General features: G+C 61.6%; 23 protein-coding genes and 1 pseudogene. 8 read left to right on the forward strand and 16 right to left on the reverse strand.

Translation table 11 applies throughout. The annotated features are described in order from the left end of the window. From B7L72_RS16745 to B7L72_RS16755, 3 genes are all read left to right on the forward strand, one after another. A partial coding sequence (locus B7L72_RS16745; protein ID WP_081195586.1) for a DUF1266 domain-containing protein occupies positions 1-1851 on the forward strand: 1851 nt, incomplete at its 5' end. A gap of 211 nt (positions 1852-2062) precedes the next feature. Next, positions 2063-2605: a C40 family peptidase gene (locus B7L72_RS16750; RefSeq protein ID WP_081195587.1), complete on the forward strand. Its 543-nt coding sequence runs from the start codon at positions 2063-2065 to the stop codon at positions 2603-2605. 67 nt (positions 2606-2672) lie between these two features. After that, the gene (locus B7L72_RS16755) at positions 2673-3863 is read left to right on the forward strand and encodes an MFS transporter (protein WP_081195588.1); all 1191 of its coding nucleotides are present in this window, start codon (positions 2673-2675) and stop codon (positions 3861-3863) included. Here the strand turns inward: B7L72_RS16755 and B7L72_RS16760 are convergent. From B7L72_RS16760 to B7L72_RS16780, 5 genes are read right to left on the reverse strand one after another with little or no spacing between them, the layout of a single operon-like run. Further along, positions 3860-4474, reverse strand: a complete 615-nt coding sequence (locus B7L72_RS16760; RefSeq protein WP_081195589.1) for an ABC transporter ATP-binding protein — start codon at positions 4472-4474, stop codon at positions 3860-3862. The genes B7L72_RS16755 and B7L72_RS16760 overlap by 4 nt on opposite strands. Next, positions 4467-5288, reverse strand: a complete 822-nt coding sequence (locus B7L72_RS16765; RefSeq protein WP_081195590.1) for an ATP-binding cassette domain-containing protein — start codon at positions 5286-5288, stop codon at positions 4467-4469. The genes B7L72_RS16760 and B7L72_RS16765 overlap by 8 nt, the downstream gene beginning before the upstream one ends. Positions 5289-5321: 33 nt before the next feature. Then, positions 5322-6119: an ABC transporter permease gene (locus B7L72_RS16770; protein ID WP_081195591.1), complete on the reverse strand. Its 798-nt coding sequence runs from the start codon at positions 6117-6119 to the stop codon at positions 5322-5324. Next, positions 6116-7099 carry an ABC transporter permease gene (locus B7L72_RS16775; protein WP_446718575.1) on the reverse strand — a complete coding sequence of 328 codons (984 nt, stop codon included), beginning with the start codon at positions 7097-7099 and terminating at the stop codon, positions 6116-6118. The genes B7L72_RS16770 and B7L72_RS16775 overlap by 4 nt, the downstream gene beginning before the upstream one ends. Beyond that, positions 7090-8667 carry an ABC transporter substrate-binding protein gene (locus tag B7L72_RS16780; RefSeq protein ID WP_081195593.1) on the reverse strand — a complete coding sequence of 526 codons (1578 nt, stop codon included), beginning with the start codon at positions 8665-8667 and terminating at the stop codon, positions 7090-7092. Before B7L72_RS16780 ends, B7L72_RS16775 begins: the two co-directional genes overlap by 10 nt. Before the next feature lie 106 nt (positions 8668-8773). Here B7L72_RS16780 and nikR point away from each other — a divergent pair, with 106 nt between their 5' ends. Next, positions 8774-9175, forward strand: a complete 402-nt coding sequence (nikR, locus tag B7L72_RS16785; protein WP_081195594.1) for a nickel-responsive transcriptional regulator NikR — start codon at positions 8774-8776, stop codon at positions 9173-9175. A gap of 62 nt (positions 9176-9237) precedes the next feature. On the opposite strand, the gene B7L72_RS16790 is transcribed toward nikR, so the two are convergent. Further along, positions 9238-9720 (reverse strand): FKBP-type peptidyl-prolyl cis-trans isomerase, encoded by a 483-nt coding sequence (locus B7L72_RS16790; protein WP_081195595.1) that lies wholly within the window; start codon positions 9718-9720, stop codon positions 9238-9240. Positions 9721-9898: 178 nt separating this feature from the next. Between B7L72_RS16790 and B7L72_RS16795 the strand changes: the two genes are divergently transcribed. Then, positions 9899-10180, forward strand: coding sequence for a hypothetical protein (locus tag B7L72_RS16795; RefSeq protein WP_016914502.1), 282 nt, complete (start codon positions 9899-9901; stop codon positions 10178-10180). A gap of 208 nt (positions 10181-10388) precedes the next feature. Here B7L72_RS16795 and B7L72_RS16800 read toward each other — a convergent pair whose 3' ends face one another. The 9 genes and pseudogenes from B7L72_RS16800 to B7L72_RS16840 all read right to left on the reverse strand — a co-directional run bounded on the left by B7L72_RS16800 (position 10389) and on the right by B7L72_RS16840 (position 19155). Next, on the reverse strand, positions 10389-10856 hold the full coding sequence (locus B7L72_RS16800) for a glycine zipper 2TM domain-containing protein (protein ID WP_081195596.1): 468 nt from the start codon (positions 10854-10856) through the stop codon (positions 10389-10391). A 259-nt stretch (positions 10857-11115) separates the two neighbouring features. Further along, positions 11116-12714, reverse strand: coding sequence for an isocitrate lyase (locus B7L72_RS16805; protein WP_081195597.1), 1599 nt, complete (start codon positions 12712-12714; stop codon positions 11116-11118). A 381-nt stretch (positions 12715-13095) separates the two neighbouring features. Beyond that, entirely contained in the window at positions 13096-13521 is a 426-nt protein-coding gene (locus B7L72_RS16810; RefSeq protein ID WP_081137491.1) for a GNAT family N-acetyltransferase, read from the reverse strand. Positions 13522-13524: 3 nt separating this feature from the next. Next, positions 13525-14703 carry a cupin domain-containing protein gene (locus B7L72_RS16815; protein ID WP_081195598.1) on the reverse strand — a complete coding sequence of 393 codons (1179 nt, stop codon included), beginning with the start codon at positions 14701-14703 and terminating at the stop codon, positions 13525-13527. 48 nt (positions 14704-14751) lie between these two features. After that, positions 14752-16137: an adenylosuccinate lyase gene (gene purB / locus B7L72_RS16820; protein WP_081195599.1), complete on the reverse strand. Its 1386-nt coding sequence runs from the start codon at positions 16135-16137 to the stop codon at positions 14752-14754. Between the two features lie 107 nt (positions 16138-16244). Beyond that, positions 16245-16883 carry a high frequency lysogenization protein HflD gene (gene hflD / locus B7L72_RS16825; protein WP_081195600.1) on the reverse strand — a complete coding sequence of 213 codons (639 nt, stop codon included), beginning with the start codon at positions 16881-16883 and terminating at the stop codon, positions 16245-16247. Continuing rightward, positions 16880-18037 carry a tRNA 2-thiouridine(34) synthase MnmA gene (gene mnmA, locus B7L72_RS16830; protein ID WP_081195601.1) on the reverse strand — a complete coding sequence of 386 codons (1158 nt, stop codon included), beginning with the start codon at positions 18035-18037 and terminating at the stop codon, positions 16880-16882. The genes hflD and mnmA overlap by 4 nt, the downstream gene beginning before the upstream one ends. A 73-nt stretch (positions 18038-18110) precedes the next feature. Beyond that, positions 18111-18557, reverse strand: a complete 447-nt coding sequence (locus B7L72_RS16835; protein ID WP_081195602.1) for an NUDIX domain-containing protein — start codon at positions 18555-18557, stop codon at positions 18111-18113. Next, positions 18554-19155: pseudogene (locus tag B7L72_RS16840) on the reverse strand (pseudouridine synthase). The gene B7L72_RS16835 and the pseudogene B7L72_RS16840 overlap by 4 nt, the downstream one beginning before the upstream one ends. Positions 19156-19395: 240 nt before the next feature. On the opposite strand from B7L72_RS16840, the gene B7L72_RS16845 reads away from it, so the two are divergent. The 3 genes from B7L72_RS16845 (at position 19396) to clpA (ending at position 24667) form a co-directional block, all read left to right on the forward strand. After that, positions 19396-21630, forward strand: a complete 2235-nt coding sequence (locus tag B7L72_RS16845) for an NADP-dependent isocitrate dehydrogenase (RefSeq protein ID WP_081195603.1) — start codon at positions 19396-19398, stop codon at positions 21628-21630. A 281-nt stretch (positions 21631-21911) separates the two neighbouring features. Continuing rightward, positions 21912-22235 carry an ATP-dependent Clp protease adapter ClpS gene (gene clpS / locus B7L72_RS16850; RefSeq protein WP_371317426.1) on the forward strand — a complete coding sequence of 108 codons (324 nt, stop codon included), beginning with the start codon at positions 21912-21914 and terminating at the stop codon, positions 22233-22235. A gap of 155 nt (positions 22236-22390) precedes the next feature. Continuing rightward, positions 22391-24667: an ATP-dependent Clp protease ATP-binding subunit ClpA gene (gene clpA / locus B7L72_RS16855; RefSeq protein WP_081195604.1), complete on the forward strand. Its 2277-nt coding sequence runs from the start codon at positions 22391-22393 to the stop codon at positions 24665-24667. 198 nt (positions 24668-24865) lie between these two features. Here the strand turns inward: clpA and infA are convergent, their stop codons facing one another. After that, a complete protein-coding gene (infA, locus tag B7L72_RS16860; RefSeq protein WP_007111068.1) occupies positions 24866-25084 on the reverse strand; it encodes a translation initiation factor IF-1 in 219 nt (72 codons plus the stop codon). Positions 25085-25174: the final 90 nt, after the last annotated feature.

The following is a 25174-nucleotide window of genomic DNA, read 5'->3' on the forward strand; positions in this document are numbered from 1 at the left end:
TACGACCGCGAGCAACTGCTTGAAGTGATGCTATGGCTGAGCGCTCAGGGCGAGCGTCAGCGCTGGGACATCGAGGCCCGAGAGCTGTTGAGCATGGATCATGCCCAGCGTCAGGAGTGGCAGCGCGGTGTCGAGCAGGAGTCTGCCCATGCGCCCGTATTGACTACCTTCGTACACCAGGGGGAGCCCCTGGAGTGGGCGGCCTGGGACTGGCTTCGGCTGGTCGAACTGGCCTGGGCGGGCGTTTGCAGCGGCTGGCTGAGCCAGGCCGAAGCAGACGACCTGGCGGCCCATGCGGCTGACCTGATTGGCCGTCGTTACCATGACTGGCATGCCATGCTGAAGGCTTACCTGCGTGGTCAGAGCCTGTTCGAGGGCGTCGATCGCCGGGGCATGACGCCTTCGCCACGCCACAAGCTGTTGATGCACGCCCCGTTCAGCCCATGGAAACAGGCGCCCAGCGCCCTGCTGGACGATGCCACCCGCGACGCTTCACGTCAGCGCATCCGCAGCTGGCGCAATACCCCTCATCATTGGCTGCTGGCGCTGGCAGGGGTGCGTGAACCCGATGTGATGCTGCGCCAACTGAACCCTGCAGCACCGATCAGCGAGCAGCGCCGCACCGACGCAGCGGTGTATCTGCAAGAGTCGTTGGGGCTGCATGCCGACGAAGGGCATCAAGTGCTGGCGCGCTACTGGTTGCCTGCTCAGGCACACCACCTGAATCAGCTGGCGGCGGATGCCGTCCATGGGGTGATGCCGCCTTCGCAGACGCATTTCGGCCAGCCTACCCCCGACGAGCTGAAGCAGCGCAATGCGGTGAAAGGCGTCAGCCGACACGCCGCTACCATTCACATGGCCGAGAAGTTCGCGTTCTATCTCCACATGGCGCTGGACAGTGGGCTGTTCGAGCGCGAACCGCTCATGGAGCATGCCAGCGCGTTGCGCAGCTGCCTGTGCCGTTTCTATGCCTCGCCCAAACGCTTGCTGGAAGCATGGTTTGCCTGGGAAAGCTGCCTGCCGGAGCCCGAGCACGACTCCTTGATCAGTGAAATTGCCTGGCACCTGGAGGATCCCGGCAGCCTGTTTCATTGGCTGAACTGGCAGCCAGACGCCTGGTGTGAGCCAGGTGAGCGGCCTACGCTGAGCCACTTTACGGCGATGTCTCTGGTGGGGCCATTGAATAGCGCCGTATGGAGCGAGCCACAGCTGGAGAGCCCGCGCGAATGTGCGGATATTCGCGAGTGGGTCGAAAGCCACTACCACCTGACCAGCGCCGACGACATGCAAGAGTTCCTCAGCTTCATGCTGGAGGCCGGGGACCGTCAGGAGTACCAGATCAATTACGCGCCCTACACGTTGAACCCGGAGCGGCTGGCGGCAGAAATCGCCATTCTCGAATCGGGCGACTGCGGCGAAGAGGAGCGCCACCATCTGCTACGGTTGCGCCGAGTGAGCGCCAACGAGGACGGCTGTAACGACGTCGACATGGCCGCGTGGGATATTGCTCAGCTCGTGGACCTGGCCATTGCTGCCCGGCAGTTGGGCTGGCTGGACAAGCAGGCCTTTGCCGACGTGCTGGACCGCGCCTATCAGCTGGCCGCAGACCATTACGCCGGTTGGCAAGAGTATGCGGCGGGGATGTACGCCGGATTCTCGTTCTTCATGGGGGAAACCCCCGAGCGAGAAAGCTTTCTGGCAGGCTTTCGCCAAGCGCTGGTGGCCTGGCTGTGTGGCGCGCCCATTCTGGCGGGGCCCTGGGCCAGTCTGGATTTTCCGGGCAACAAACCGCGCCATTTTGCGCCGCTACATATCGATACGTTACCGGGAGATCAGCGTATTTTGCATTGAGGCTCGCCAAACATGGGACAAGTGGCTTATAGTCCAGTGTTTGTGTCCATGAGCTTTCTCATGCTCGGTTTACTTTTTCCTATACATTTTTTACGAGGTTGATCGCATGGTTGCGTTGCCACACCCCGCTGTGACCGCTGTCCGTGTTGTAAGTGTTTGTGTCTTCGTAGCATTGTTGGCTGGTTGTGCAGGCTCCGGTGGACGTCAGGATATGGAGCCCCCCGAGGATTATTTCTCGATGGTGCTGCCCGGCATGAACGGCGCCACGCCGCAAATGTCGCCAGCCGATCCGATCATGGCGCAATTGCGCAGCATGCAGACCCCACCACCTACGGTAATTCGCCAGGCCCTTCTCGAACAGCACCAGCGCTGGGCCGGCACTCCTTACCGAGTAGGGGGAACCACCGAAAGGGGGATCGACTGCTCTGCACTGGTTAGACATGTTTTCCGCGATACGTTCAACATGGAGCTTCCGCGCTCCACCCAGGATCAGGTGCATGAGGGACGCTCGATCGACCGCCAGGAGCTGCAGGCGGGCGATCTGGTCTTCTTCCGCCCCCCAGGACGCTACAACCATGTCGGGATCTACGTTGGTGACGGCTACTTCCTGCATGCTTCCACCTCGCAAGGGGTGACCATCTCGAGCCTGGATAATAGCTACTGGCAGCGTTACTACTGGCAGTCTCGCCGGGCGCTGGAGCCGACCAATCTTGCTCAGCTGAATGGTCGTTTCGAACAGTCCTATCTTCAGTAGCCTTCTTCAGTAGCCTTGGGCCCCCGTTGCACTGGGGGGCATCGCGCCAATTAACCATGGACATGGCATGATTGAAGCGAAAACGCGCGCCTGGTGGCGCGCGACGGCAGCACTCTGCCTCGGCTCTTTTCTGGTATTCATCAACCTGTATGCCCCGCAGCCGCTGCTGCCCGAGTTAAAAGAGGCATACGGCGTTTCTACCCTGGGCATCAGCCTGCTGATGTCGGCTTCTACCTTGTCGTTGGCACTGGCGCTGCTGGTCTTTGGGCCGCTTTCCGATGCCATTGGCCGTGAAGCGATCATGCGCTTTACGCTGCTGTTGGCGGGTGGCCTCTCGCTGGCGCTGGCCTTCGCGCCCACCTTTGAAAGTCTGCTGCTGCTGCGCTTGCTGCAGGGCTTCGTGCTGGGCGGGCTGCCCGCCGTGGCGATTGCCTGGATGGGCGATGAGTTCGACAAGCCCGCCCTGCTGAGCGCCGTGGGGCTCTATATCGGGGCCAATTCGCTGGGGGGCATCAGCGGCCGCATCGTTGGCGGGGGAGCGTCGGCAGTGGGTGGCCCAGGCGCTGCGTTTCTGGCCGTGGGCGCCATGACGATCATCGGCTGCGTGCTGTTCTGGCGGCTGCTGCCCAATAGCCGGGCCTTCCAGCCCAAACGGTTCAAACTACGCCAGGCGCTGAGTGATCTGGCGGGCCACCTGCGCACGCCTTTGCTGCTGGCGGCTTACTGTCTGGGCGGCATCAATTTTCTCATTTTCATCAATCAGTACAGCTACATCACTTTTCGCTTGGCAGAGGCGCCTTATCATTTGGCGGCCAGCGGGTTGGGGCTGATCTTCCTCACTTACCTGGGCGGCACCCTGGGTTCGACGGTCTCCGGCAAACTGGCCGGACGTTTTTCTCCCGCCAGTTGTATTGGCATGGGCATCGTCATCCTGATGCTGGGTACGGCCATTACTCTGGCGGAGTCGCTGGTGGGGATTCTGGTAGGGTTGACCATCAATGCGTTTGGCTTCTTTCTGGCCCACTCGCTGGCTTCCAGCTGGGTGGGGCGCTACGCCCAGGGCGCCAGGGGCAGTGCGTCGGCGCTGTATCTGGTGTTTTACTACCTTGGAGCGAGTATCGGGGGCTTCTGGCTGGAACCGTTCTGGCGTTGGGCGCAGTGGCAGGGGGTGGCCGTAGGGTCCTGGCTACTGCTGGCCGTGACCCTGATGATTGCGCTGGGTATGCGGCGCGTCGAGCGTCGCCTGGCCAGCGCTTAGTCGCTCCTTAGCTGTCCGTCGGCCAGGTGCAGGTGCCGGGTACAAAGCCGGTTCAATAGCGCCATGTCGTGGCTGATGACCAGCACGCCCAGCGCCTGGCGTTCGGCGTGGGCCTTCACGGCTTGCCACAGGCTGAGTTGGGTCAGTGGATCCAGCATCGTCGAAATCTCATCGGCGATCAGATAGCGCACACCCGGGGCCAGGGCGCGTAGCACGCACACCCGCTGCAGCTCGCCCCCGGACAGCTCCCCCGGAAAACGCTTCAGCCACGCGGGCTGAATACCGAACGCTTCCCTCAGCGCCTCCGGCGGTGTCCAGGCTTCTTCCAATAATCGTGCCACCCGCCAGCGCGGATTGACCGCCCGTTCCGGCGATTGAGGCAGCCACTGCACAGGGCGCAGGCCTCGTGATGGCAAGGGCACTCCGTCGATGTGCAAAAAGCCGTGACGTGGTGCCCAGTGGCCTGCCAGTACCCTGCCCAGCGTCGACTTGCCTGCCCCGGAAGCACCGCTCAAACCGACCCACTCGCCCTGTGCCAGCGCCATCGACAGCGCCTGGAACAGCGGTGGCTCGCGGCCAAACCCGAAGGTGAGCTGGTGGGCTTCAAGCAAGGCTGGGCTCCTGAACATGAGGTTCTATGGGTAAGGTGCCGAAGGCGTTGTCGGGCAGTGCTTGCCAAAGTGCTTTGGCATAGGCGCTGTGCAGCTGCTCCCCTTGGCCATGAAAGGCCCGGGCCGAGGTCGTTTCCACGGCGCGCCCCTGACGCATGATGGTCACCCGGTGGGCAATGGGCAAGGCATGGCGCAGGTCATGGGTGATCAGCAGGACAGCTTTGCCCTCTTTGGCCAGTGCCTGCAGGGTAGCCAGCACGCGGTCTCGCTGGGCCGGGTCCAGCCCGACGCTGGGCTCGTCGGCAATCACCACGCGGGCATGGCCGACCTGGGCCATGGCCACCAGCACCCGTCTGGCCATGCCGCCGGAAAGCTCATGGGGGTAGCGCCGCGCTGCATGGGCGAGCTGGTAGTGCTGCAGCAGGTCGTGGCTGCGTGCTTGAGCGCTGGCGCGGGAAAGGCCTGCGCGGCGAGCAGCCCAGCGTATCTGGTGCTGGCTGCGTGCCAAGGGGTCCAGGGCGTTCAGGGTCTGTGGAATCAGCGCCAGTTCACGGCCACGCAGCTGGCGCTGGCGCTCGGGCGTCAAGAGGTCGCCCTGGAAGGTCAGAGTGCCGTGCTGCCGTGCTGCGGGCGGCAGCAGGCCCAGCAGGGCGTGGGCCAGCAGGCTTTTGCCGGATCCGGACGCGCCGACCAGGGCGTGTACTTCCCCCGCCTGAATGTCCAGCGAAAGCGACTCGATCACGGGTGACCACTCGCGCTTCCACCAGCGGGGGTAGTGGGGCAGGCTCAGGCTCCAGTCGGTGATCTCCAGCATGTTCGGCTCCCTTGATGGTTGAAAACGCTGGCCTTACAGGGCCTGGCGCAGCTGTGTGGCCAGCCGTTGAATGGCCAGCACCATCAGCAGCAGTCCTAGCCCGGGAAACACACCCAGCCACCAATAGCCGCCGCTGAGATAGCGCATGGCGTCGGCCAGCAGCACGCCGGTGGCGGGCTGGTTGGGGTCCAGGCCGACGCCGAGAAAGGTCAGAGCCGCTTCGTGCAGAATGGCGTGGGGAAACAGCAGTAACGCACCCACCACGCAGTGGGGCCAAAGGTGGGGCACGAAGTGCTGGGCGACGATGTACCCCGGCCCTTTGCCAAAGCCTTTCGAGAGCGCCACGTACTCGGCCTCGCGCAGGCTGAACAGCTCGGCGCGAAACACCCGCGCCAGGCTTGGCCAGTGGGTGATGGCCACGGCGATGATCACGGCCTGGGTGCCCCCGCCCAGCGCAAAAGCGATGAGCAGCAGTAAAATGAGGTGGGGCACGCTGAGCAGCGTATCGATCAGCAGTGACACAAGCGCATCCAGGGTGTTCGATAGCGCCGCCAGACTGGCCAGCAGCAGGGCGATGGCCGTGCCCAGCAGGGCCGCGCTCAAACCGACCCAAAAACTCAGCGCCAGCCCCGCCAGGGTACGCGCCCATAGCTCCCGGCCCAAGGCATCGGTGCCGAACCAGTGGAGCAGGCTGGGCGGCTGTAAACGTGCCTCGAACTGCATCTGCTGGGGGCTGTCACCCAGCCACAAACGGCTGCTCAACAGCAGCATCAGCAGGACACTGAAGAGCACCAGGTAAACGGCGGCGGTTAGGCGTGGCTGTGTGTTCATGGGGTGTGTGCCAAGCGGATGCGCGGGTCGGTCACCCGTGCCAGGGCATCGGCGGTCAGGTTGCCGATGCTCACGAACAGCGCGGTGAACAGGGCGATGGCCAGCAGCAGGGGAACATCGCTGCGCAGCCCCGCCGCTACGGTGGCCTGGCCCAGCCCCGGGTAGGCGAAGACCTGCTCCACCAGAATGGAGCCGCCAAACAGCTCGCCCAGCGAGGCAAAGGCCAGGGTGATGGCCGGGAGGCTGGCGTGGCGCAGCCCGTGCCGCCAGGCGATGTCGGTACGACTAGCGCCCTGGGCAAAGGCGTGTAGCGCCGTGTCGGAGCGCATGAAGGCCACCATTCTGGCGCGGGTGTGCAAAGTGATGGTGGCCATGCTCAATAGCGCCAGGGTGGTCACCGGTAGCACCAGGTGGTGGAGGCGGGTGGCGAGCGTGACATCGCGGCTGACTACCCCCGTGGGGCCTGCGCAGCAGGTGGGGGTCCAGCCGAGGGTCACGGAAAACAGCAGCAGTGCCAGAATGGCCAGCCAGAAAGTGGGCGTCGAGGCGGTCACCAAGGCGTAACCGCTGATCAAGCGGTCGAGCAGCGAGCCTTCCCGACTGCCTGCCACGATACCCAATGCCACGCCCAGCACCAGTGACAGCAGCCAGGCACTGAACAGCAGCCAGAACGAGCGCTGAAAGCGCAGGCTGATGACGTCACCTACTGGCTGTTGGTATACATGGCTCCAGCCCAGCTCGCCGCTGGCCAGTTGACGCAGCCACTGGCCGAACTGCACGGCTGCCGGTTCATCGAAGCCCCACTGTGCGGCGATCAGGGCACGCTGCTCGGGGCTTACCTGGGCCATCTGCGGGCCCAGGTAGGCGTCGATGGGGTCGATGGGCGAGAGCATCATCAGGCCGAAGGCGAGACCGGCCACGCACAGCATGACCAGCCCCAGCCGTAGGCTTCTCCACGCCAGCCAGCGGGCTAGTGGCACGTCCAGCGCCACTCGAGCAGGTTGGCGGTAATCGGCCAGCCGTGTCCATGGGGGGCCACGCCCAGCTCGCCAACGTCCAGGCACGGGTCGGCGGCATAGACATGGGTCAGGTTGACCATCCAGGCCCAGCTGGCATCGCCCTGCAGGCCATAGCCGGTGCTGCCATCCCACTGGGCTGCTTGCCAGTGTGGGTTGGCTTCTTCGGCGCTGGCGGCGGCCTGGGCGGCCTCCAGGTGCTGGTCGACGCGCTCATTGGTGTAAAAGCCGCTGTTGTAGAAGCCAAACCCGGCGTGTTCGCTGTGGAAGAGATAGTAGATCTCTTGCGGGCTATGGCTGCCAAAGCCAAACACAATGGCATCCTGGTGCAGGGCTTCCCGCTGTATTTCATCCCAATGGCGGCCGGTGGGCTGCATCTCGATGCCCAGCGGGCGCACCATCTCTGCGCTGATTTGCGCGAGCTGCTGGCGAGTCGTATCACTGGCCGGGTAGGTGAGCCGGAAGCGAGCCGGCTGCCCGTCCTTGTAGCGCAGGCCATCGTCTGCGCGCAGCCAGCCTGCTTCCTCCAGCAGGGCATTGGCCTGCTCCAGGTCGAAAGCGATGGTTTCCTCGGGGTGCCCCCAGGGCAGGCCATCGGCGGGGCCATACGCCGGGCGGCCAAAGCCGTTCAGGGCCACGTCTACCAGCGTGTCGCGGGATAGCGCCAGGTTGATGGCCTGGCGAATGGCCAGGTCGGACGTGACATCGTTGCCAATCGGGGCACCGTTGGCGGCGCGCTCCCCGCTGTCGGGCTGCATGGGAAACAGAATCCCGCGATTATCGACGCTCTCCATCAGGACCCGCTGCATCTGGCCCGGCATGGTGCTGCCCAGCGCCTGGGGAATGACGGCCAGGTCGAGCTGACCTGCCTGAGCAGCGCTTAGCGTGCCTGCCTCATCGGTAAACAGAAATACCAGGCGCTCGAAGGCCGGAGCAGGGCCGTAAAAATAGGGGTTACGCTCGACGATCAGCTGCTCACCTTCCTGCCACTCCACCATGCGGTAGGGGCCAGAACCCAGCGGCTGGCGGCCGTAACCCGCATGATGGCCATTTTCCCGCTCGGCATCAGGTACAATGCCCAGGGTCATCAGCTGGTCGATGAAGGTGATGCGAGGGGCTTTCAGGGTAAGCGTGACGGTGTGGTCATTCACGGCGTCGGCATGTGCCAGCGCGCTAAGGTCGGCTCGGCCCCCTGCCGTGGCGGCGGCATTGAAGGTGTATGCCACATCCCGGGCGGTGAGCGGCGTGTCATCGGCAAACCGCACGTCCTCGCGCAGATGCAGTGTCCAGGTCAACTGGTCGTCCGACAGGGACCATTCGGTGGCCAACCCCGCTTGAGGGGTAAAATCCTGGCCACGGGTGAGCAGCGTGGACTGAAACAGCGGGCTACCGTATTGCCCCCAGCCCAGCAGCGGGTCGAAGCCCTGGTCTGGCTCGCCGCCGATGGCAAGCACCAACTGCTCTTTGGCCAGCGCGGGAGCGCTGAGCGCCAGGCATGTGCTGGCAATGGTCAGTAGTATCGAACGACGCATGGAGCACCCTGCGATGAATGAGTATGATGTTTTTACAATAACATCATACTCATGCGGCGGGTAGTCAACAGGCCCATTCTACGCTCGGGTGAGCAAAGGAGAACGTATGCAACGTATTACCGTGACGCTGGATGAAGAGTTGCTGCGCGAGGTGGATGCTTTGATGCAGCAGCGTGGCTATCAGAACCGTTCCGAGGCCATTCGAGACCTGACCCGCAGCGGGCTGACTCAGGCCAAGGAAGAGGTCGCGCCGGATGCCCCGTGCATGGGGGCTTTGGTGTATGTCTACGACCATGCGGCGCGAGAGCTCTCCAAGCGGCTGACCAAGCACTCCCACGACCACCACGACCTCACGCTGTCGACGCTGCATGTGCATATCAATCATGACAGCTGCCTGGAAGTGGCGCTGCTCAAAGGGCAGGGGAGTGCCCTGAAGCAGTTTGCCGACGAAGTGACCTCGTCACGCAGCGTACGCCATGGGCAGCTGGTACTGATTCCTGGCGAATAAGGGGCAGGGAAACGGCCACAAAAAAGGCGGCCTGCGGCCGCCTTGATGACGATGGCTTACGCTCAGTGGTGAACGCCGCCTTCGCCGTGTACGTGTCCGTGCTGAACTTCTTCTTCGCTTGCTTCACGAACGGTAGCAATCTCAACGTCGAAGTTCAGGTGCTGACCTGCCAGCGGATGGTTGCCATCCACGACGACGGTGTCACCTTCCACTTTTGTGACGGTGACCATCAGCGGGCCGCCCTGGGTCTGGGCCTGGAACTGCATGCCCGGCTCGATGCTCTCGACGCCCTGGAAGGCATCGCGAGGAACTTCCTGCATCAGCTGCTCCTGAACTTCACCGTAACCCTCGGCAGGGGCTACCTTGACGTTCAGTTTGTCGCCTGCGGCGCGGCCTTCCAGCTCTTTTTCCAGGCCCGGAATGATGTTTCCGGCACCGTGGAGGTAGGTAAGCGGCTCACGGCCTTCGGAACTGTCCAGCACTTCACCTGCATCGTTGGTCAGGGTGTAGTGAAACGCGACAACCGAGTTTTGCGCAATTTGCATTGAATAACCTTTCGGTGAGTGCATGTCCCAACATGGTAACGCGTGTGGGCTGGCTTGTCAGGGGGTAAGCCAGGTTTTTAACCCCCACGCCTTTGGCACTATTGCGCCCGACAGTGACCAGCGATACCCTACTCTCACCTTTTTTCCATAAGCTAACGAAGTGTGATCGGAGCTTGATATGACTGTTTTCCTGATTTGGGTGGTAGCCTTCGTGCTGATCGCCTACTTTGCCAACAAGCGTTGGGACAATGGCTTTAGCCAGGGACTGGATAAACTGTTGCCTGGTGTTCTGAAGACCCATGGCGAGAACCGCCACCTGTGGGTAGCAGCCATCGCCATTCTGGGGGCCACCACGCTGGTGCGCCCGGTCGATATTCTGCTGGTGGCTCTGTTGTTGGCGTTGATCGGGTTTGTTGTTTACAAGCTGGCCAATTGGGCCAGCAACAAGGTGACCCACTAAGTCTGCCAAAACCAGGTCTGCCAAAACCAGGTCTGCCGAAACCAGGCCTGCCCAATGGGTGACATGTGCTGTACCCCGCCACCCGTTGTTCAAGAATGGCTTGAAGCAGACATGAAAAAGCCCGTCCACTCTGGTGGACGGGCTTTTTTTCGAGATCGCACTTTTGCAGGCGCTGGTCAGCTGTGGCCCGCGCGGGTGCGAGGAGCGATCAGTAGGGGGCAACGCTCAGGTTGGCGCCGCTACCAATTAGGCGTACACGCTGGCCAGCCTGGAACTGACGGTCGGCACGTTGAACGACGACCACATCGGTACCGTCGTCACGACGCACTTCCATTTCCAGTGCATTGACGCGGTTGACGCTGTCTTCTACCGCCGTGCCGGCGACGGCACCGCCCAGTGCACCTGCCGCGGTGGCCAGCTGACGGCCTGAACCGCCGCCTACCTGGCTGCCCAGCAGGCCGCCAATTACGGCGCCACCGCCACCGCCCAGCAGGTTGCCGGTGCGGCTATCGGCCTGAATCTGTACCGGACGAACGGCCACGATGGTGCCATAGCTGACGCTTTGGCCCGTCTGCGCCTGGTTGCCGCGGTACACATCGCCCGAGTAGGTGGATGTGTTGGCGCAGCCAGCCAGTGCCAGGATGCTCAGCGCTGCAACGGGTAGTAAACGTTTCATTCAAACCTCCAGTAAGAATCAGCCCATCTGGCTGTGAACGTCCGCAGATCAATGCGTGCGTCTCATTATAGAACGGCGTTCGCTAAAAGATACCCAAAGCGTACGCTTTTGACCAGCCGTTTGGAAAAAAGGTCACAAAGTAGAGTGTAGACAGGCATTAAGAAAGCAGTGTGCAAAAAATCGACAGACCATGAAGTACGCTGCAAAAAACACCAAGGGGAGCCGTGGCTCCCCTTGGTGTGTTGCAGTGGCTAGGTGCTTAGCCAAACTGGTTCATGGTGTTGTCCTTGCCGCCAGCTTTCAGTGCGGCCTCACCATGGAAGAACTCCTTGTGATCGTCGCCGATGTTGGAGCCCGCCATATCCTGGTGCTTGACCGTGGCGATACCCTGGCGAATTTCCTGACGCTGGACGCCTGCCACGTAGGCCAGCATGCCTTCGTCACCGAAGTAGCCCTTGGCCAAGTTGTCGGTAGACAGCGCCGCCGTGTGGTAGGTGGGCAGGGTGATCAGGTGGTGGAAGATACCCGCTTCGCGCGCCCCGTCACGCTGGAAGTTGCGCGTCCACTCATCGGCCAGTTGCCCCAACTCGGTGTTGTCGTATTCGACGCTCATCAGCTTGTCGCGCTGGTAGGCCGATACGTCCTTGCCCTCTTTCTCCCAGGCATCGAAGACCTGCTGGCGGAAGTTCAGCGTCCAGTTGAAGGAGGGTGAGTTGTTGTACACCAGCTTGGCGTCCGGCACGACCTCGCGGATGCGGTTCACCATGCTGGCGATCTGGCCGACATGGGGCTTCTCGGTTTCGATCCACAGCAGGTCGGCACCGTTTTGCAGGCTGGTGATACAGTCCAGGATCACGCGGTCTTCGCCGGTGCCTGGCTTGAACTGGTAGAGGCCAGAAGCCAAACGCTTGGGCTTGACCAGCTTGCCGTTCTGCTTGATGACTACGTCGCCGTTGTTGATGTCCGAGGCGTTCTCGATGACATCGCCATCCAGGAAGCTGTTGTACTGGTCGCCCAGGTCGCCTGGCTCATTGGTGACGGCGATCTTCTGGGTCAAACCAGCGCCCAGCGAGTCGGTACGGGCGACGATGACGCCATCTTCGACGCCCAGCTCCAGAAAGGCGTAGCGCACGGCGTTGATCTTGGCCAGGAAGTCTTCATGGGGCACGGTGACCTTGCCATCCTGGTGACCACACTGCTTCTCGTCGGATACCTGGTTTTCGAGCTGGATACAGCAGGCACCCGCCTGGATGAATTTTTTGGCCAGCAGGTACGTGGCTTCGGCGTTACCAAACCCGGCATCGATGTCGGCAATGATCGGCACGATATGGGTTTCGTAGTTGTCGATCTTGCTGATCAGCTCTTTTTCTTTGGCGCTGTCGCCTGCGGCCTTGGCGTCGTCCAGCGCACGGAACAGGTGGTTGAGTTCCCAGGCATCGGCCTGCTTGAGGAAGGTGTAGAGTTCCTCGATCAGGTTGGCCACCGAGGTTTTCTCATGCATGGACTGGTCAGGCAGCGGGCCAAACTCGGAGCGCAGGGCTGCCACCATCCAGCCTGAAAGGTACAGGTAGCGGCGCTTGGTGGTGCCAAAATGCTTCTTGATGGAAATCAGTTTCTGCTGGCCGATGAAGCCGTGCCAGCAACCCAGCGATTGGGTGTACTGGGAGGTGTCGGCATCGTAGGCGGCCATGTCGTCACGCATGATCTTGGCGGTGTAACGAGCAATGTCCAGGCCAGTATGGAAGCGGTTTTGGGCGCGCATGCGAGCGGCGTATTCAGGTTTGATCGCTGACCACTTGCCGCCTTGGGCTTCGCGCAGTTGGGCCATGGCTTTGATATCGTCGAGCAGTCCTGACATGAGCTGATTCCTCCAGGGTTATCGTCGTTCGCAGGCTAGCTTGTTGTTATGCTGCACCTGCGAGATAGCGTTCAGCATTGTGCAATTTTGCGGCGCTGTCTATAGGCCAATCGTCTCTCAGTAAAACGTCGTGCCTCGGCGCTTGGCGTCATACAGCGACATGGCGTAAGAGCTGAGAAGCAATGTCGCTGCAGTGCAATAACTATCGGTCAGGAAGCTGCATTCAACAATTGTCACTTCGGGGCAGGGGGCGTTGTAGTCCGACGACATCGACTACGTCGAACGCCCTGTTTGTGTAGTCGTTTTTCGCCTGTTGGACGTAAAAAAAAGCGCCGCTGTCTCAGCGGCGCTATAACGCGTGTTCGATGGCCTGATGGCGGGTTACAGCACCAGGGTCATTTCGCGGTGGGGGATGCCGGCATCCATGAAGACCTCGCCATGGGCTACGAAGCCTAAACGCTCATAGAAGGCGAGGGCGTGTAGCTGGGCGCTGAGGGCCGCGTGGCGATGGCCTGCCTCGCGGGCAGCGGCGATGGCAGCCTCCATGAGTCGATAGCCAATGCCCGCGCCCCGTGCGCTACTCAACACCGCTACGCGACCAATATGGCCGTCGGGCAGCAGGCGCGCGGTACCCACCGGCTCGTCATTCAGCGTGGCGAGGAAGTGCAGGCATTCGCCATCCCGGCCATCCCACTCCTCTTCCTGAGGAACCTGCTGCTCATCGATGAAGACCACGCGGCGAATCAACGACGCCGCGTCGCCCAGTTCACGCCAGTCGCCTTGTTGCACGGTGGTGGCTGTGTTCACGCCTTACTCCTCGTCGTCTTCACCCATGAAGCCCAGGCTGCCGCTATTGATCAGCTGCGTGAGCAGCGCTGCCGCACCGTCCAGTTCCAGCACCTCGTCGTACATGGGCTCCGGGTCGGCGACCCGCTTGGCCAGCGCTTCCGAGCAGGCGTGTCCGTCGCCATCCACGAACAGTGTGGTGCCGGAGGCATCGCTGCGCCAGGCAAAGCGCGAGCCCGGCATATGGAACAGCGGCTCGCCCTGTTGTAGCTGAGCAACAAGCGCGGCTTCGTCCAGCGGCTCGTCCAGCGGCATCAGCTGGTCGACGTACTTGGGCTGAGTCATGACGCGGCCAAACCACTGGGCTATCTGCTCGGGTTTGTCCAGCGTCGAGAGGATGAACTGACGCATACGCTCGATGGCGGCGTCGTCCAGCTCGCTCTGATGTTGGGCCGGTGCCATGCCCGCATCGCTGTAACGCTGGGATTCCGACATCTGCTCGCCCACGTAGTCGGCGTAGGAGGTGATGGCTTCGTCGGCCGAGGGAGCGCGAAAACCCACTGAAATGGTCATGCAGTCGTCGGTCTGGCTGACCCCGTGATGCGCCCAGCCCGGCGGCAGGTAGAGCATGTCGCCCGGTGCCAGGGTCCAGTCGGAGTCGGGTTCGATCTCGAAGGTTTCCAGAATACGCAGGTCGATGCCCTGTACGATCGGCGCGTTGTCCGGCTGCTTGCCGCCCAGCTGCCAGCGGCGATGGCCGCGGGCCTGCAGCAGGAACACATCGTACTGGTCGATGTGCGGGCCGACGCTGCCGCCGGGGGGCGCGTAGCTCACCATGATATCGTCCATGCGCCAGCGGGGCAGGAAGTCGAACTCGTCCATCAGCGCAGCAATGGAGGGCACGTAGTGGTCGACGGCTTGCACCAGCAGGCTCCAGTGGCCTTCGGGGAGGCGCTCGAAGGTAGCGTCATCGAAGGGGCCGTGGGATACCTGCCAGGGGCCGTCAGGGCCGTTCTCTTCCACCAGCCGCGCTTCCACGCCCGGCTCGCAGGCCAAGCCTGCCAGCTCATCGGGGTCGATGGGGCTGACGAAGTCCGGGATAGCGCCACGAATCAGCAGGGGCTTCTGCTGCCAGTAGTGGGCCAAGAAGTCGGCGGGTGTTAAATCACCCAGCAGGGTGAGTGGCTTATCGTGATGACTCATGGCGTTATCCTGAAGTGAGTGAGCGGCACGGATCGAAACGGCGTGCGTTTATAGGGCCGCCAGCCGTTGCGGAAGGGCTTCGGCCTGCGCCTTCGCATTACCAATATAGCTGGCTGGCGAAAGAGATTTCAGCTCTTGTTTCACATCGTCGGGCAGTGCCAGGGTGTCGATGAAGGCTGCAAAGCCTGCCTGGTCGATCTGCTTGCCGCGGGTCAGCTCCTTGAGCTTCTCGTAGGGCTTCTCGATGCCGTAACGACGCATGACGGTCTGAATGGGTTCGGCCAGCACTTCCCAGCTGTTGTTCAGGTCTTCGGCGAGTCTGGCCGGGTTGGCTTCCAGCTTGCTGATGCCTTTCAGGCTGGCGTGGTAGCCAATCAAGCCGTAAGCCAGGCCGACGCCGAGGTTGCGCAGCACTGTGGAGTCGGTCAGGTCGCGCTGCCAGCGGGAAATCGGCAGCTTCTGGGCCAGGTGGCTGAGGATGGCATTGGCCAAGCCAAGGTTTCCTTCGGAGTTTTCGAAGTCGATGGGGTTGACCTTGTGCGGCATGGTGGAGGAGCCGATTTCGCCCTCGACGGTGCGTTGCTTGAAGTAGCCCAACGAAATGTAGCCCCACACGTCACGATCGAAATCGATCAGGATGGTGTTGTAGCGGCACAGGGAGTCGAACAGCTCGGCAATGTAGTCGTGGGGTTCGATCTGTGTGGTGTAGGGGTTGAAGCTCAGTCCCAGCCCTTCCACGAACGTGCGCGCATTGGCTTCCCAGTCGATATCCGGGTAGGTGGTCAGGTGAGCGTTGTAGTTGCCCACGGCGCCGTTGATCTTGCCCAGAATCTCGACGCTTTCGATCTGTTTGAGCTGGCGCTTGAGGCGGTAGGCCACGTTGGCCATTTCCTTGCCCAGCGTGGTGGGGCTCGCCGTCTGACCATGGGTGCGCGACAGCATGGGCTGGCCAGCGTGGGCGATGGCCAGCTTACCGATTTCATCGGCCACTTCATGCAGGGTAGGCAGCATGGCTTTCAGGCCATCGGCCAGCATGACCCCGTAGGAGAGGTTGTTGATGTCCTCGGAGGTGCAGGCAAAGTGGATGAATTCGGTGACCGCATGCAGCTCGGCCTGATCGGCAATCTTCTCCTTGAGGAAGTATTCGACCGCCTTGACGTCGTGATTGGTGGTGCGCTCGATCTCCTTGATGCGTTCGGCATCGGCCATTGAAAACTCACGAATCAACTGCTCCAGGAAGGCCGTGGCGGCTGCCGAAAGCGGCGGTACTTCGACGATCTGGCTGTGCTCTGCAAGGCGTTGCAGCCAGCGCACTTCCACGATCACACGGGCACGGATCAAACCGAATTCGCTGAAGTGTTCACGCAGCGCTGCGGCTTTGGCACCGTAGCGGCCGTCAACAGGGGAAAGTGCGGTCAAGGCTGAGAGTTGCATGGCTTGGTTTCCAGGTTGGTCGAGAGTCAGTGATCGAGAGTCGGTGATCGAGAGTCGGTGGTCGAACATCAGTGGTTGGGGCGTCAGGCTGGCGAGGCAGCGTTTGTCTAGCCCAGCTCATCCAGAGCGCGGCGCAAGGCCTTGCGCTGAAACACCAGTTTCCAGCGCCGTCCACCCTGTTGGTGCCACAGCAGCGCAAAGCGGATACCGGCCATGAGACAGGCGCGTACGCGTTCGGGCATCATGCGGGTCTGCAAGAGCGAGGGGTCACCCTGTACCACGATGCGGGTCTTTAGTGTGGAGAGGGTTTCCTGATAGGTTTCCCCCAGGCTTGCAATCACGTTTTCGTGGGTCGTGCCGAAGTGCTCTGCCTGCCCCTGCACGTGGGTGAGTTTCTGGCCCAGCAGGTCCATCATGGCCGTGTCGTTACGCAGCTTGTTCATCAACAGCAGCAGCGAAAAGCCGTAGCGCAGCACCACCGGGTTGGCCTGCTTGCGGCCTACCAGAGCTTCCAGTGTGTCGAGCCCCCGGCGCAGGTTGTTGGGGTGTCCGCCGTAAATGGCTTCGAAGCTTTCAGGGTTGGTATCCACCGTGGCATGGATCAGCGTGTCCCAGGCGCGGGTGTCTACCTGCCCGGTGCGGGCCAGTTCGTCCACCAGGCTGGCAGCCTGAAAGACTCCGGCCAGGGCCAGAGCCTGGCGCGCTGCCGGAGAGTCGGGAGCACGATAAATGGGGGTGGCGCTCATGCCGCGGCCTCCGTGGTGTTCCAAGTGGCGCGAATCACGCCGCCGCCCAGACAGATGTCGTTGTCGTAGAGCACCAGCGATTGGCCGGGCGTCACGGCCCACTGCGGGTCATCGAAGATGACTTCGACGCTGCCGTCGGCCTGGGCGCGGATCTCGCAGGGGCAGTCGCTCTGGCGGTAGCGCGTCTTGGCGGTAAACCGGCCCTGCTGGGCAGGTGGCTCGCCTGCTACCCAGTCCATCGCTTCGGTGGCCAGGGCATTGGTATGCAGCAGGGCGTGCTGCTTACCTTGCACGGCGATCAGCACGTTGCGTGTCAGGTCCTTGCCTGCCACGTACCAGGGGTCTTCAGGGTAGTTGGCTAGCCCGCCAATTCCGAGGCCCTGGCGCTGGCCGAGGGTGTAGTACATCAACCCCATGTGCTGGCCAATCACATCGCCTTCCGGTGTTTCGATGGCGCCTGGCTGAGCGGGCAGGTACTGCTGCAGGAAATCACGAAAGCGACGCTCACCGATGAAGCAGATACCGGTGGAGTCCTTTTTCCTGGCCGTCACCAGGTCGTGTTGTTCGGCCAAGGCGCGCACGGCGGGTTTCTCCAGCTCGCCGACGGGGAACAGCGTACGCGCAATGGCCGCTTCCGGTACGGCGTGCAGGAAATAGCTCTGATCCTTGTTGGCATCCAGCCCCTTGAGCAGCCGTGGTCGACCTGCGCGCTCGCCCTGGCGCACGTAGTGGCCGGTCGCGATCTTGTCGGCGCCGAGCATTTCGGCGTACTCCAGGAACACCTTGAACTTGATTTCTCGGTTACACAGGATATCCGGATTGGGAGTGCGCCCCGCCTTGTATTCGGCCAGGAAATGCTCGAACACGTTGTCCCAATATTCGGCGGCGAAGTTGGCCGTATGCAGTTTGATGCCCAGCTTGGCACAGACCGCTTCTGCGTCGGCCAGGTCTTCCTTGGCAGTGCAGTATTCGGTGCCGTCGTCTTCATCCCAGTTCTTCATGAACAGGCCTTCGACTTCGTACCCTTGCTGTAGCAGCAGCAGAGCCGAGACGGATGAATCGACGCCTCCCGACATGCCCACGATGACCTTGCCAGTGGCGTGAGCGGCGGTGTCGGAGGTGGCCTGGGTAGCGGTGCCATGGATGGATGTCATGGGCATCCTCTGTTGAAGTGGTATGCAAGTGGGCGGCGATTATACACGATGGGAGCCGGATGCTTCGAGTGCTTCACTCGTGGATCACGTCCAGCGGGTAGTGGCGACCTGCCAGGGCATCGTCGATACGCTGCAGCACCAGCGGGCTGCGCAGCCGACGCTCGCTGGCCAGCGCGGCGATCTCGGCGCGGGTCAACCAGTGGGTGGCCAGGATGTCGTTATCCAGCGGTGTGCCGAGCGAGCGGAGCGGCGTGGCCACGAAGCCGTGGCTGTGAAAGGTATCGCCCTGTTCGGTATGCAGCACGTAGAGGCCCAGGTAGCTTGTGAGTGAAACGTGCCAGGCGGTCTCTTCCCGAACTTCGCGCAGCATGGCGGCCTTCGGGCCTTCACCCAGTTCGATATGGCCCGCGGGCTGGTTGAACAGCGTCAGTGGGCCACCCTTGTCCTCTTCGACCATCAGGAAGCGCTCCCCTTCGCGAATCACGCAGGCCACCGTGCTGCGAATGATCGGGCGGCTCATCGCGGCTTTCTCCGAGTTGGGTGGGTGCGCGCCGTTTTGGCCGGTGCCTGGCGCGGCGCGTGGAGGGTTTCCTTGCGCCACTCGCCGGGCGCCAGCCCCTCCAGCCGCCAGGGCCCAATGGCCGCGCGTATCAGGCGCAGGGTAGGGAAGCCTACCTCCGCCGTCATGCGGCGCACCTGGCGGTTGCGGCCTTCGCTGATGGTCAGCTCCAGCCAGCTGGTTACCGGGTGCCGTTTGGGGTCGACGGCGGGGGTTCGCTCAGGCAGTCGGGGGGCGCCATGCGCCGCGCCTTGGCGGGCAGCGTCGGGCCATCCTTGAGCATCAGGCCGGAGCGCAACCCGTGAAGGGCGTCGTCGGTGAGCTGGCCTTCCAGCTGTACCCAGTAGGTCTTGGGCTGCTTGTGGCGAGGGTGGGCAATGCGGTGAATCAAGGCACCATCATCGCTGAGCAGCAGCAGGCCTTCGGAGTCGTAATCCAGCCGACCTGCAGCGTAGACCCCGGGCACGCTGATCACGTCGGCCAGGGTGGCGCGGCCCTCCCGGTCGGTAAACTGGGAAAGCATTCGGTAGGGCTTGTGCAGTAAATATAGCGTGCTCATGGGCTCGAATAGCGGGTCAGTTGATTTGTCGACAATCGCTCATGCGATTACCGTGCAGCGCTGGTATACTCCGGCGCAGCCGTTTGAGATGTACCGGCGTCGTTTTACCACCGAGTGACCATAAGGGGCAGCGCATACAGGATGCTCCACCCGCTTCGCGGCAAGGCTATTCGTTGTATGAGCCGCGTAGCTCAGGGTTTTTTATAATCACAGCGACTGAAAAGAAGAGGTTAACGCAAAATGTCTAAAACGCCGAAGATCATTTATACGCTCACCGATGAAGCTCCTGCGCTCGCTACCTACTCCTTGTTACCGATTATTGATGCCTTCACCGACTCGGCCGGTGTCGAAGTAGAAACCCGTGATATCTCTCTGGCGGCGCGTGTGCTGGCGCAGTTCCCGGACGTGTTGAGCGACGAACAGCGGGTCAGCGATGACCTGGCAGAGCTGGGCCAGCTGGCCACCACGCCGGAAGCCAACATCATCAAGCTGCCCAACATCAGTGCGTCTGGCCCGCAGCTGAAAGCGACTATCAAAGAGCTGCAGAGCCAGGGCTACCCGCTGCCCGAGTATCCTGAAGAGCCCAAAAACGACGAAGAAGCCTCCATCAAGGCACGTTACGACAAGGTCAAGGGCAGCGCCGTCAACCCGGTGCTGCGCGAAGGCAACTCTGACCGCCGAGCGCCGAAGTCGGTCAAGAACTACGCCCGCAAGTACCCGCATCGCATGGGTGCCTGGAGCGCCGACTCCAAATCCCACGTCGCTCACATGAGCGAAGGCGATTTCTACGGCAGCGAACAGTCGGCGGTCATGGAAAAAGCGGGCACGCTGAAGATCGAACTGCAGCAGAAAGATGGCGGCAGCGTCGTGCTGAAAGAGGGGCTGGCGGTAAAAGCAGGCGAAGTCATCGACGCTGCCAGTATGAGCAGCCGCCGTCTGCGCAGCTTCATCGCCAGCCAGATCAGCGATGCTCAGCAGAGCGGTGTGCTGTTCTCGCTGCACCTGAAGGCCACCATGATGAAGGTATCCGACCCGATCATGTTCGGCATCGTGGTCGAAGAGTTCTACAAGGACGTGCTGGAGAAGCATGCCGAAGCGCTGAAGAGCGCAGGTTTCAACCCGAACAGCGGTATCGGTGACCTGTACAGCGCCATCGAGAAGCTGCCCAGCGACCAGCAGGATGCCATCAAGGCCGATGTGGATGCGCTCTACCAGCAGCGTCCGGCCATAGCCATGGTCAACTCCCACAAAGGCATCACTAACCTGCACGTGCCCAGCGACGTCATCATCGATGCTTCCATGCCAGCGATGATCCGCGATTCCGGCAAGATGTGGAATGCCAACGACGAGCTGCAGGATGCCAAGGCAGTCATCCCGGACCGCTGCTACGCCACCATCTACCAGGCGGTGATCGAGGACTGCAAGCAGCACGGCGCCTTTGATCCCACCACCATGGGCAGCGTGCCCAACGTGGGTCTGATGGCCCAGAAAGCCGAAGAGTACGGCTCCCACGACAAGACCTTCCAGGTGCCGGCCGACGGTACCGTGGTAGTGACCGACGACGCAGGCCAGACGCTGTTCAGCCACAGCGTGGAAGCCGGCGATATCTGGCGCATGTGCCAGACCAAAGACGCGCCGATCCAGGACTGGGTCAAGCTGGCCGTAACCCGTGCCCGCGCCAGCGGTGCTCCGGCACTGTTCTGGCTGGACGCCAACCGCGCTCACGATGCGCAGCTGATCAAGAAGGTCGAGGCCTACCTGAAAGAGCACGACACGGCGGGTCTGGATATCCGTATCCTGGCGCCGGTCGATGCCATGAAGGTTTCCCTGGAGCGTATCCGCAAGGGCGAAGACACCATCTCCGTCACTGGTAATGTGCTGCGCGACTACCTCACCGACCTGTTCCCGATCATGGAGCTGGGCACCAGTGCCAAGATGCTCTCTATCGTACCGCTGATGAACGGCGGTGGTCTATTCGAGACCGGCGCGGGCGGCTCTGCACCGAAGCACGTGCAGCAGTTCCTGGAAGAGAACCACCTGCGTTGGGACTCGCTGGGTGAGTTCCTGGCGCTGGCTGCCTCGCTGGAGCACCTGGGCAGCACCTTCGGCAACGCCCGTGCGTCTCTGCTGGCCAAGGCGCTGGACGAGGCCAACGGCAAGTTCCTCGACAGCAACAAGTCGCCATCGCGTAAAGTGGGCGAGCTGGATAACCGTGGCAGCCACTTCTACTTGGCGATGTACTGGGCAGAAGCGCTGGCCGCTCAGGACCAGGACGCCGAACTGAAATCCCTGTTTGGCCGTCTGGCCGAGACGCTGCAAGCTAACGAGAGTGCCATCGTCGACGAGCTGAACAGCGTGCAGGGGCAGCCGGTGGATATCCAGGGATACTTCCATCCCAACGGTGAGCTGGTCAGCCAGGCCATGCGTCCGAGCAAGACCTTCAACGACGCGCTGGCCATGGTGGCCAAGGGCTGATCATGCGCTGAGCCGTCGCGCCTCAACGGTTGATCGATCCCTCGCCCGCCTTGCGGGCGAGGGTTTTTTACCCTCTCCTGTATGATAATTTTTTACCTTTCATGAACCCTTGTTGATGGCAGGCGTCTTATACATGGGTGTACAGTCTGTAGAAGCCTGGACTGTAAAAGCCTTGTCTTTGAATTGATCCAAGGCCCTGACTGTCAGCAGCAAGAAGATGATGCATGTGACTTATGCCTAATACACACCCTCTGGACGTGACAGCGACTCTGCATGCAGGCATGACGCGTCCTGGTATGCCCGAGTATGAAGATGATCTGGCCGTACAGCCCGCCGAGCCTGCGCTGGCCCAGCCGCCTCTGTACAAGGTGGTGCTGCATAACGACGACTACACGCCGATGGAATTCGTCGTCGAAATACTGCAGGGCTTTTTCAATATGGATAACGAGAAAGCCGTACAGGTAATGTTGGCGGTGCATACCCAAGGGAAGGCGACCTGCGGCATTTTTACCCGCGACATTGCAGAAACGAAGAGTTATCAGGTGAATGAGTATGCCCGTGAGTGCGAGCACCCGCTGATGAGCGACATCGAGGCTGCGGATTGATCATGCTGCACCGCATGCAGCGTTGAAAAAAAGTAGCCTTGGGGCTTGCAACCACGCCATTTGTACCCGATGTTGAAAGTGCCGGTCGATTAAACTGATCCGACGCAAGCCCTAGGTGGCAACATGCCCTAGGTAGTAGCGAAAAGGGGACTGCCATGCTGAGCAAAGAACTTGAACTGACCCTGAACACGGCCTTCACCGTGGCTCGCTCGAAGCGCCACGAATTCATGACCGTCGAACATCTGCTCCTGGCACTGCTGGACAATGCCTCCGCGGTCGATGTGCTGAAGGCGTGTGGGGCAAACCTCGACAAGCTGCGGTCCGATCTGCAGGACTTCATCAACTCGACCACGCCGCTGATCCCGGAAGGGCAGGGCGATCGCGAAACGCAGCCTACGCTTGGTTTCCAGCGTGTGCTGCAGCGTGCCGTATTCCACGTCCAATCCTCGGGCAAGAGCGAAGTGACCGGCGCCAACGTGCTGGTGGCGATCTTCTCCGAGCAGGAGAGCCAGGCGGTCTATTTCCTCAAGCAGCAGAGCGTTGCTCGGGTGGATGCCGTTAACTACATCGCCCACGGCATTTCCAAAGTGTCGGGTCACGGTCCATCGTCATCACCTTCTTCACAAGAGAGCGATGATGTCGAGGAGGGCAGTGCCGAAGGGGCGGCCCATCCGCTGACCGGCTATGCCACCAACCTCAACGAGCACGCGCGTCAGGGCAAGATCGACCCGCTGATCGGTCGTGACCACGAGCTCGAGCGCGTCGTGCAGATTCTGGCCCGTCGTCGCAAGAACAACCCGCTGCTGGTGGGTGAGGCGGGCGTGGGCAAGACGGCCATCGCCGAAGGGCTGGCCAAGCGTATCGTCGAAGAAGACGTACCGGACGTGATCGCCGATGCCGTCGTCTACTCCCTCGACATGGGCGCGCTGCTGGCCGGCACCAAATACCGCGGCGACTTCGAAAAACGCTTGAAGAGCCTGCTGGGCGAGCTGCGCAAGCAGCCCAATGCCATTCTGTTCATCGATGAGATTCATACGGTGATCGGCGCAGGGGCAGCGTCCGGTGGCGTCATGGATGCCTCCAACCTGTTGAAGCCGCTGCTCTCGTCGGGTGAACTGCGCTGCATCGGTTCGACCACCTTCCAGGAGTTCCGCGGCATCTTCGAAAAAGACCGTGCCCTGGCGCGTCGCTTCCAGAAAGTCGATGTGCTGGCGCCCTCGGTGGAAGACACCATCAAGATCCTCAAGGGGCTGCGTTCGCGCTTCGAAGAGCATCACGAGCTGAAGTACACCGACGGTGCGCTGGAGAGTGCCGCTCGTCTGGCGGATCGCTACATCAATGACCGTCATCTGCCCGACAAGGCTATCGATGTCATCGACGAAGCCGGTGCGCACCAGCGCATGCTGCCGCCGGAAGTGCGTGCCAAAACCATCGATGTGGAGCAGGTCGAAGCCGTGGTGGCGTCGATTGCCCGCATACCGCCCAAGAGTGTGTCGAGTTCGGACCGTAAACTGCTCGAGAAGCTGGATCGCGACCTGAAAATGCTGGTCTTCGGCCAGGACGAAGCCATCGATACGCTGTCGGCAGCCATCAAGCTGTCGCGCGCCGGGCTGAAATCTCCTGACAAACCGGTGGGCAGCTTCCTGTTCGCTGGCCCGACCGGCGTGGGCAAGACGGAGGTGGCCAAGCAGCTGGCGCACATCATGGGGATCGAGCTGGTACGCTTCGACATGTCCGAGTACATGGAGCGCCATACGGTGTCGCGTCTGATTGGTGCACCTCCCGGCTACGTGGGGTACGACCAGGGAGGCTTGTTGACCGAGGCCGTCACCAAACAGCCGCACTGCGTGCTGCTGCTCGATGAGATCGAAAAGGCGCATCCTGAAGTCTTCAACCTGCTGCTGCAGGTCATGGATCACGGTCGCCTCACCGATAACAACGGGCGCGAAGCCGATTTCCGCCATGTCATCCTGATCATGACGTCCAACGCAGGGGCCGAGCAGGCGTCACGGCGCTCCATTGGCTTCCAGAGTCAGGATCACTCCACCGATGCCATGGAGGTCATCCGCCGTACTTTCTCACCCGAGTTCCGCAACCGCCTGGACGGCATCATTCAGTTCCATGCTTTGCCGACCTCGGTGGTACGCAACGTCGTCGACAAGTTCCTGATCGAGCTACAGGCGCAGTTGGACGAGAAGCGTGTGCAGCTGGACGTGGACGATATCGCTCGCGACTGGCTGGCAGAGAAAGGCTATGACCCGGACATGGGTGCCCGTCCAATGGCTCGCTTGATTCAGGAGAAGCTCAAGAAGCCGTTGGCCGAGATGATCCTGTTTGGCGAGTTGGCCGAGCAGGGAGGCATGGTACATGTCAGTCTGGAGGAGGGGGAACTGCATCTCTCCACCGAGACGGAGATGGCGGACGCGCCCTGACGGGCGCGGTTCCTACGACACGCAGCGCCCTGTCTTCGACGGGGCGTTGTCGTTTTTAGCGAGCGGTGCAATACGCTAAAGCGCGATGCAGTACGGCACTATACGGCGCTACCGTGGCAGTACGGTAAGTGCGGTACAGCCTGCAGAGAAAGGCAGGGGGGTAAAGCGCAGGCAAGAAACTGCGTTGCCTGCAGGCGGTTAGCGTGAGCGATAAACGATGCGGCCTTTGGAGAGGTCGTAGGGCGTCAGTTCGACCTTGACCTTGTCGCCGGTCAGGATGCGGATGTAGTTTTTACGCATCTTGCCAGAGATGTGGGCAGTGACCACATGGCCGTTTTCCAGCTCAACACGGAACATGGTGTTGGGAAGGGTATCGACAATAACGCCTTCCATTTCAATATGATCTTCGCGTGCCATATTAGGCAGATCCTCACTTTTTTACGTCGTGGTTGGTCAAATATTTACTTGTCGCGCATCGGCAAAGGTCCGATGCGCTTAGCAACAGCG

Origin of the sequence: Halomonas sp. BC1 (assembly GCF_002078135.1) — a bacterium.
Taxonomy (GTDB): domain Bacteria; phylum Pseudomonadota; class Gammaproteobacteria; order Pseudomonadales; family Halomonadaceae; genus Vreelandella; species Vreelandella stevensii.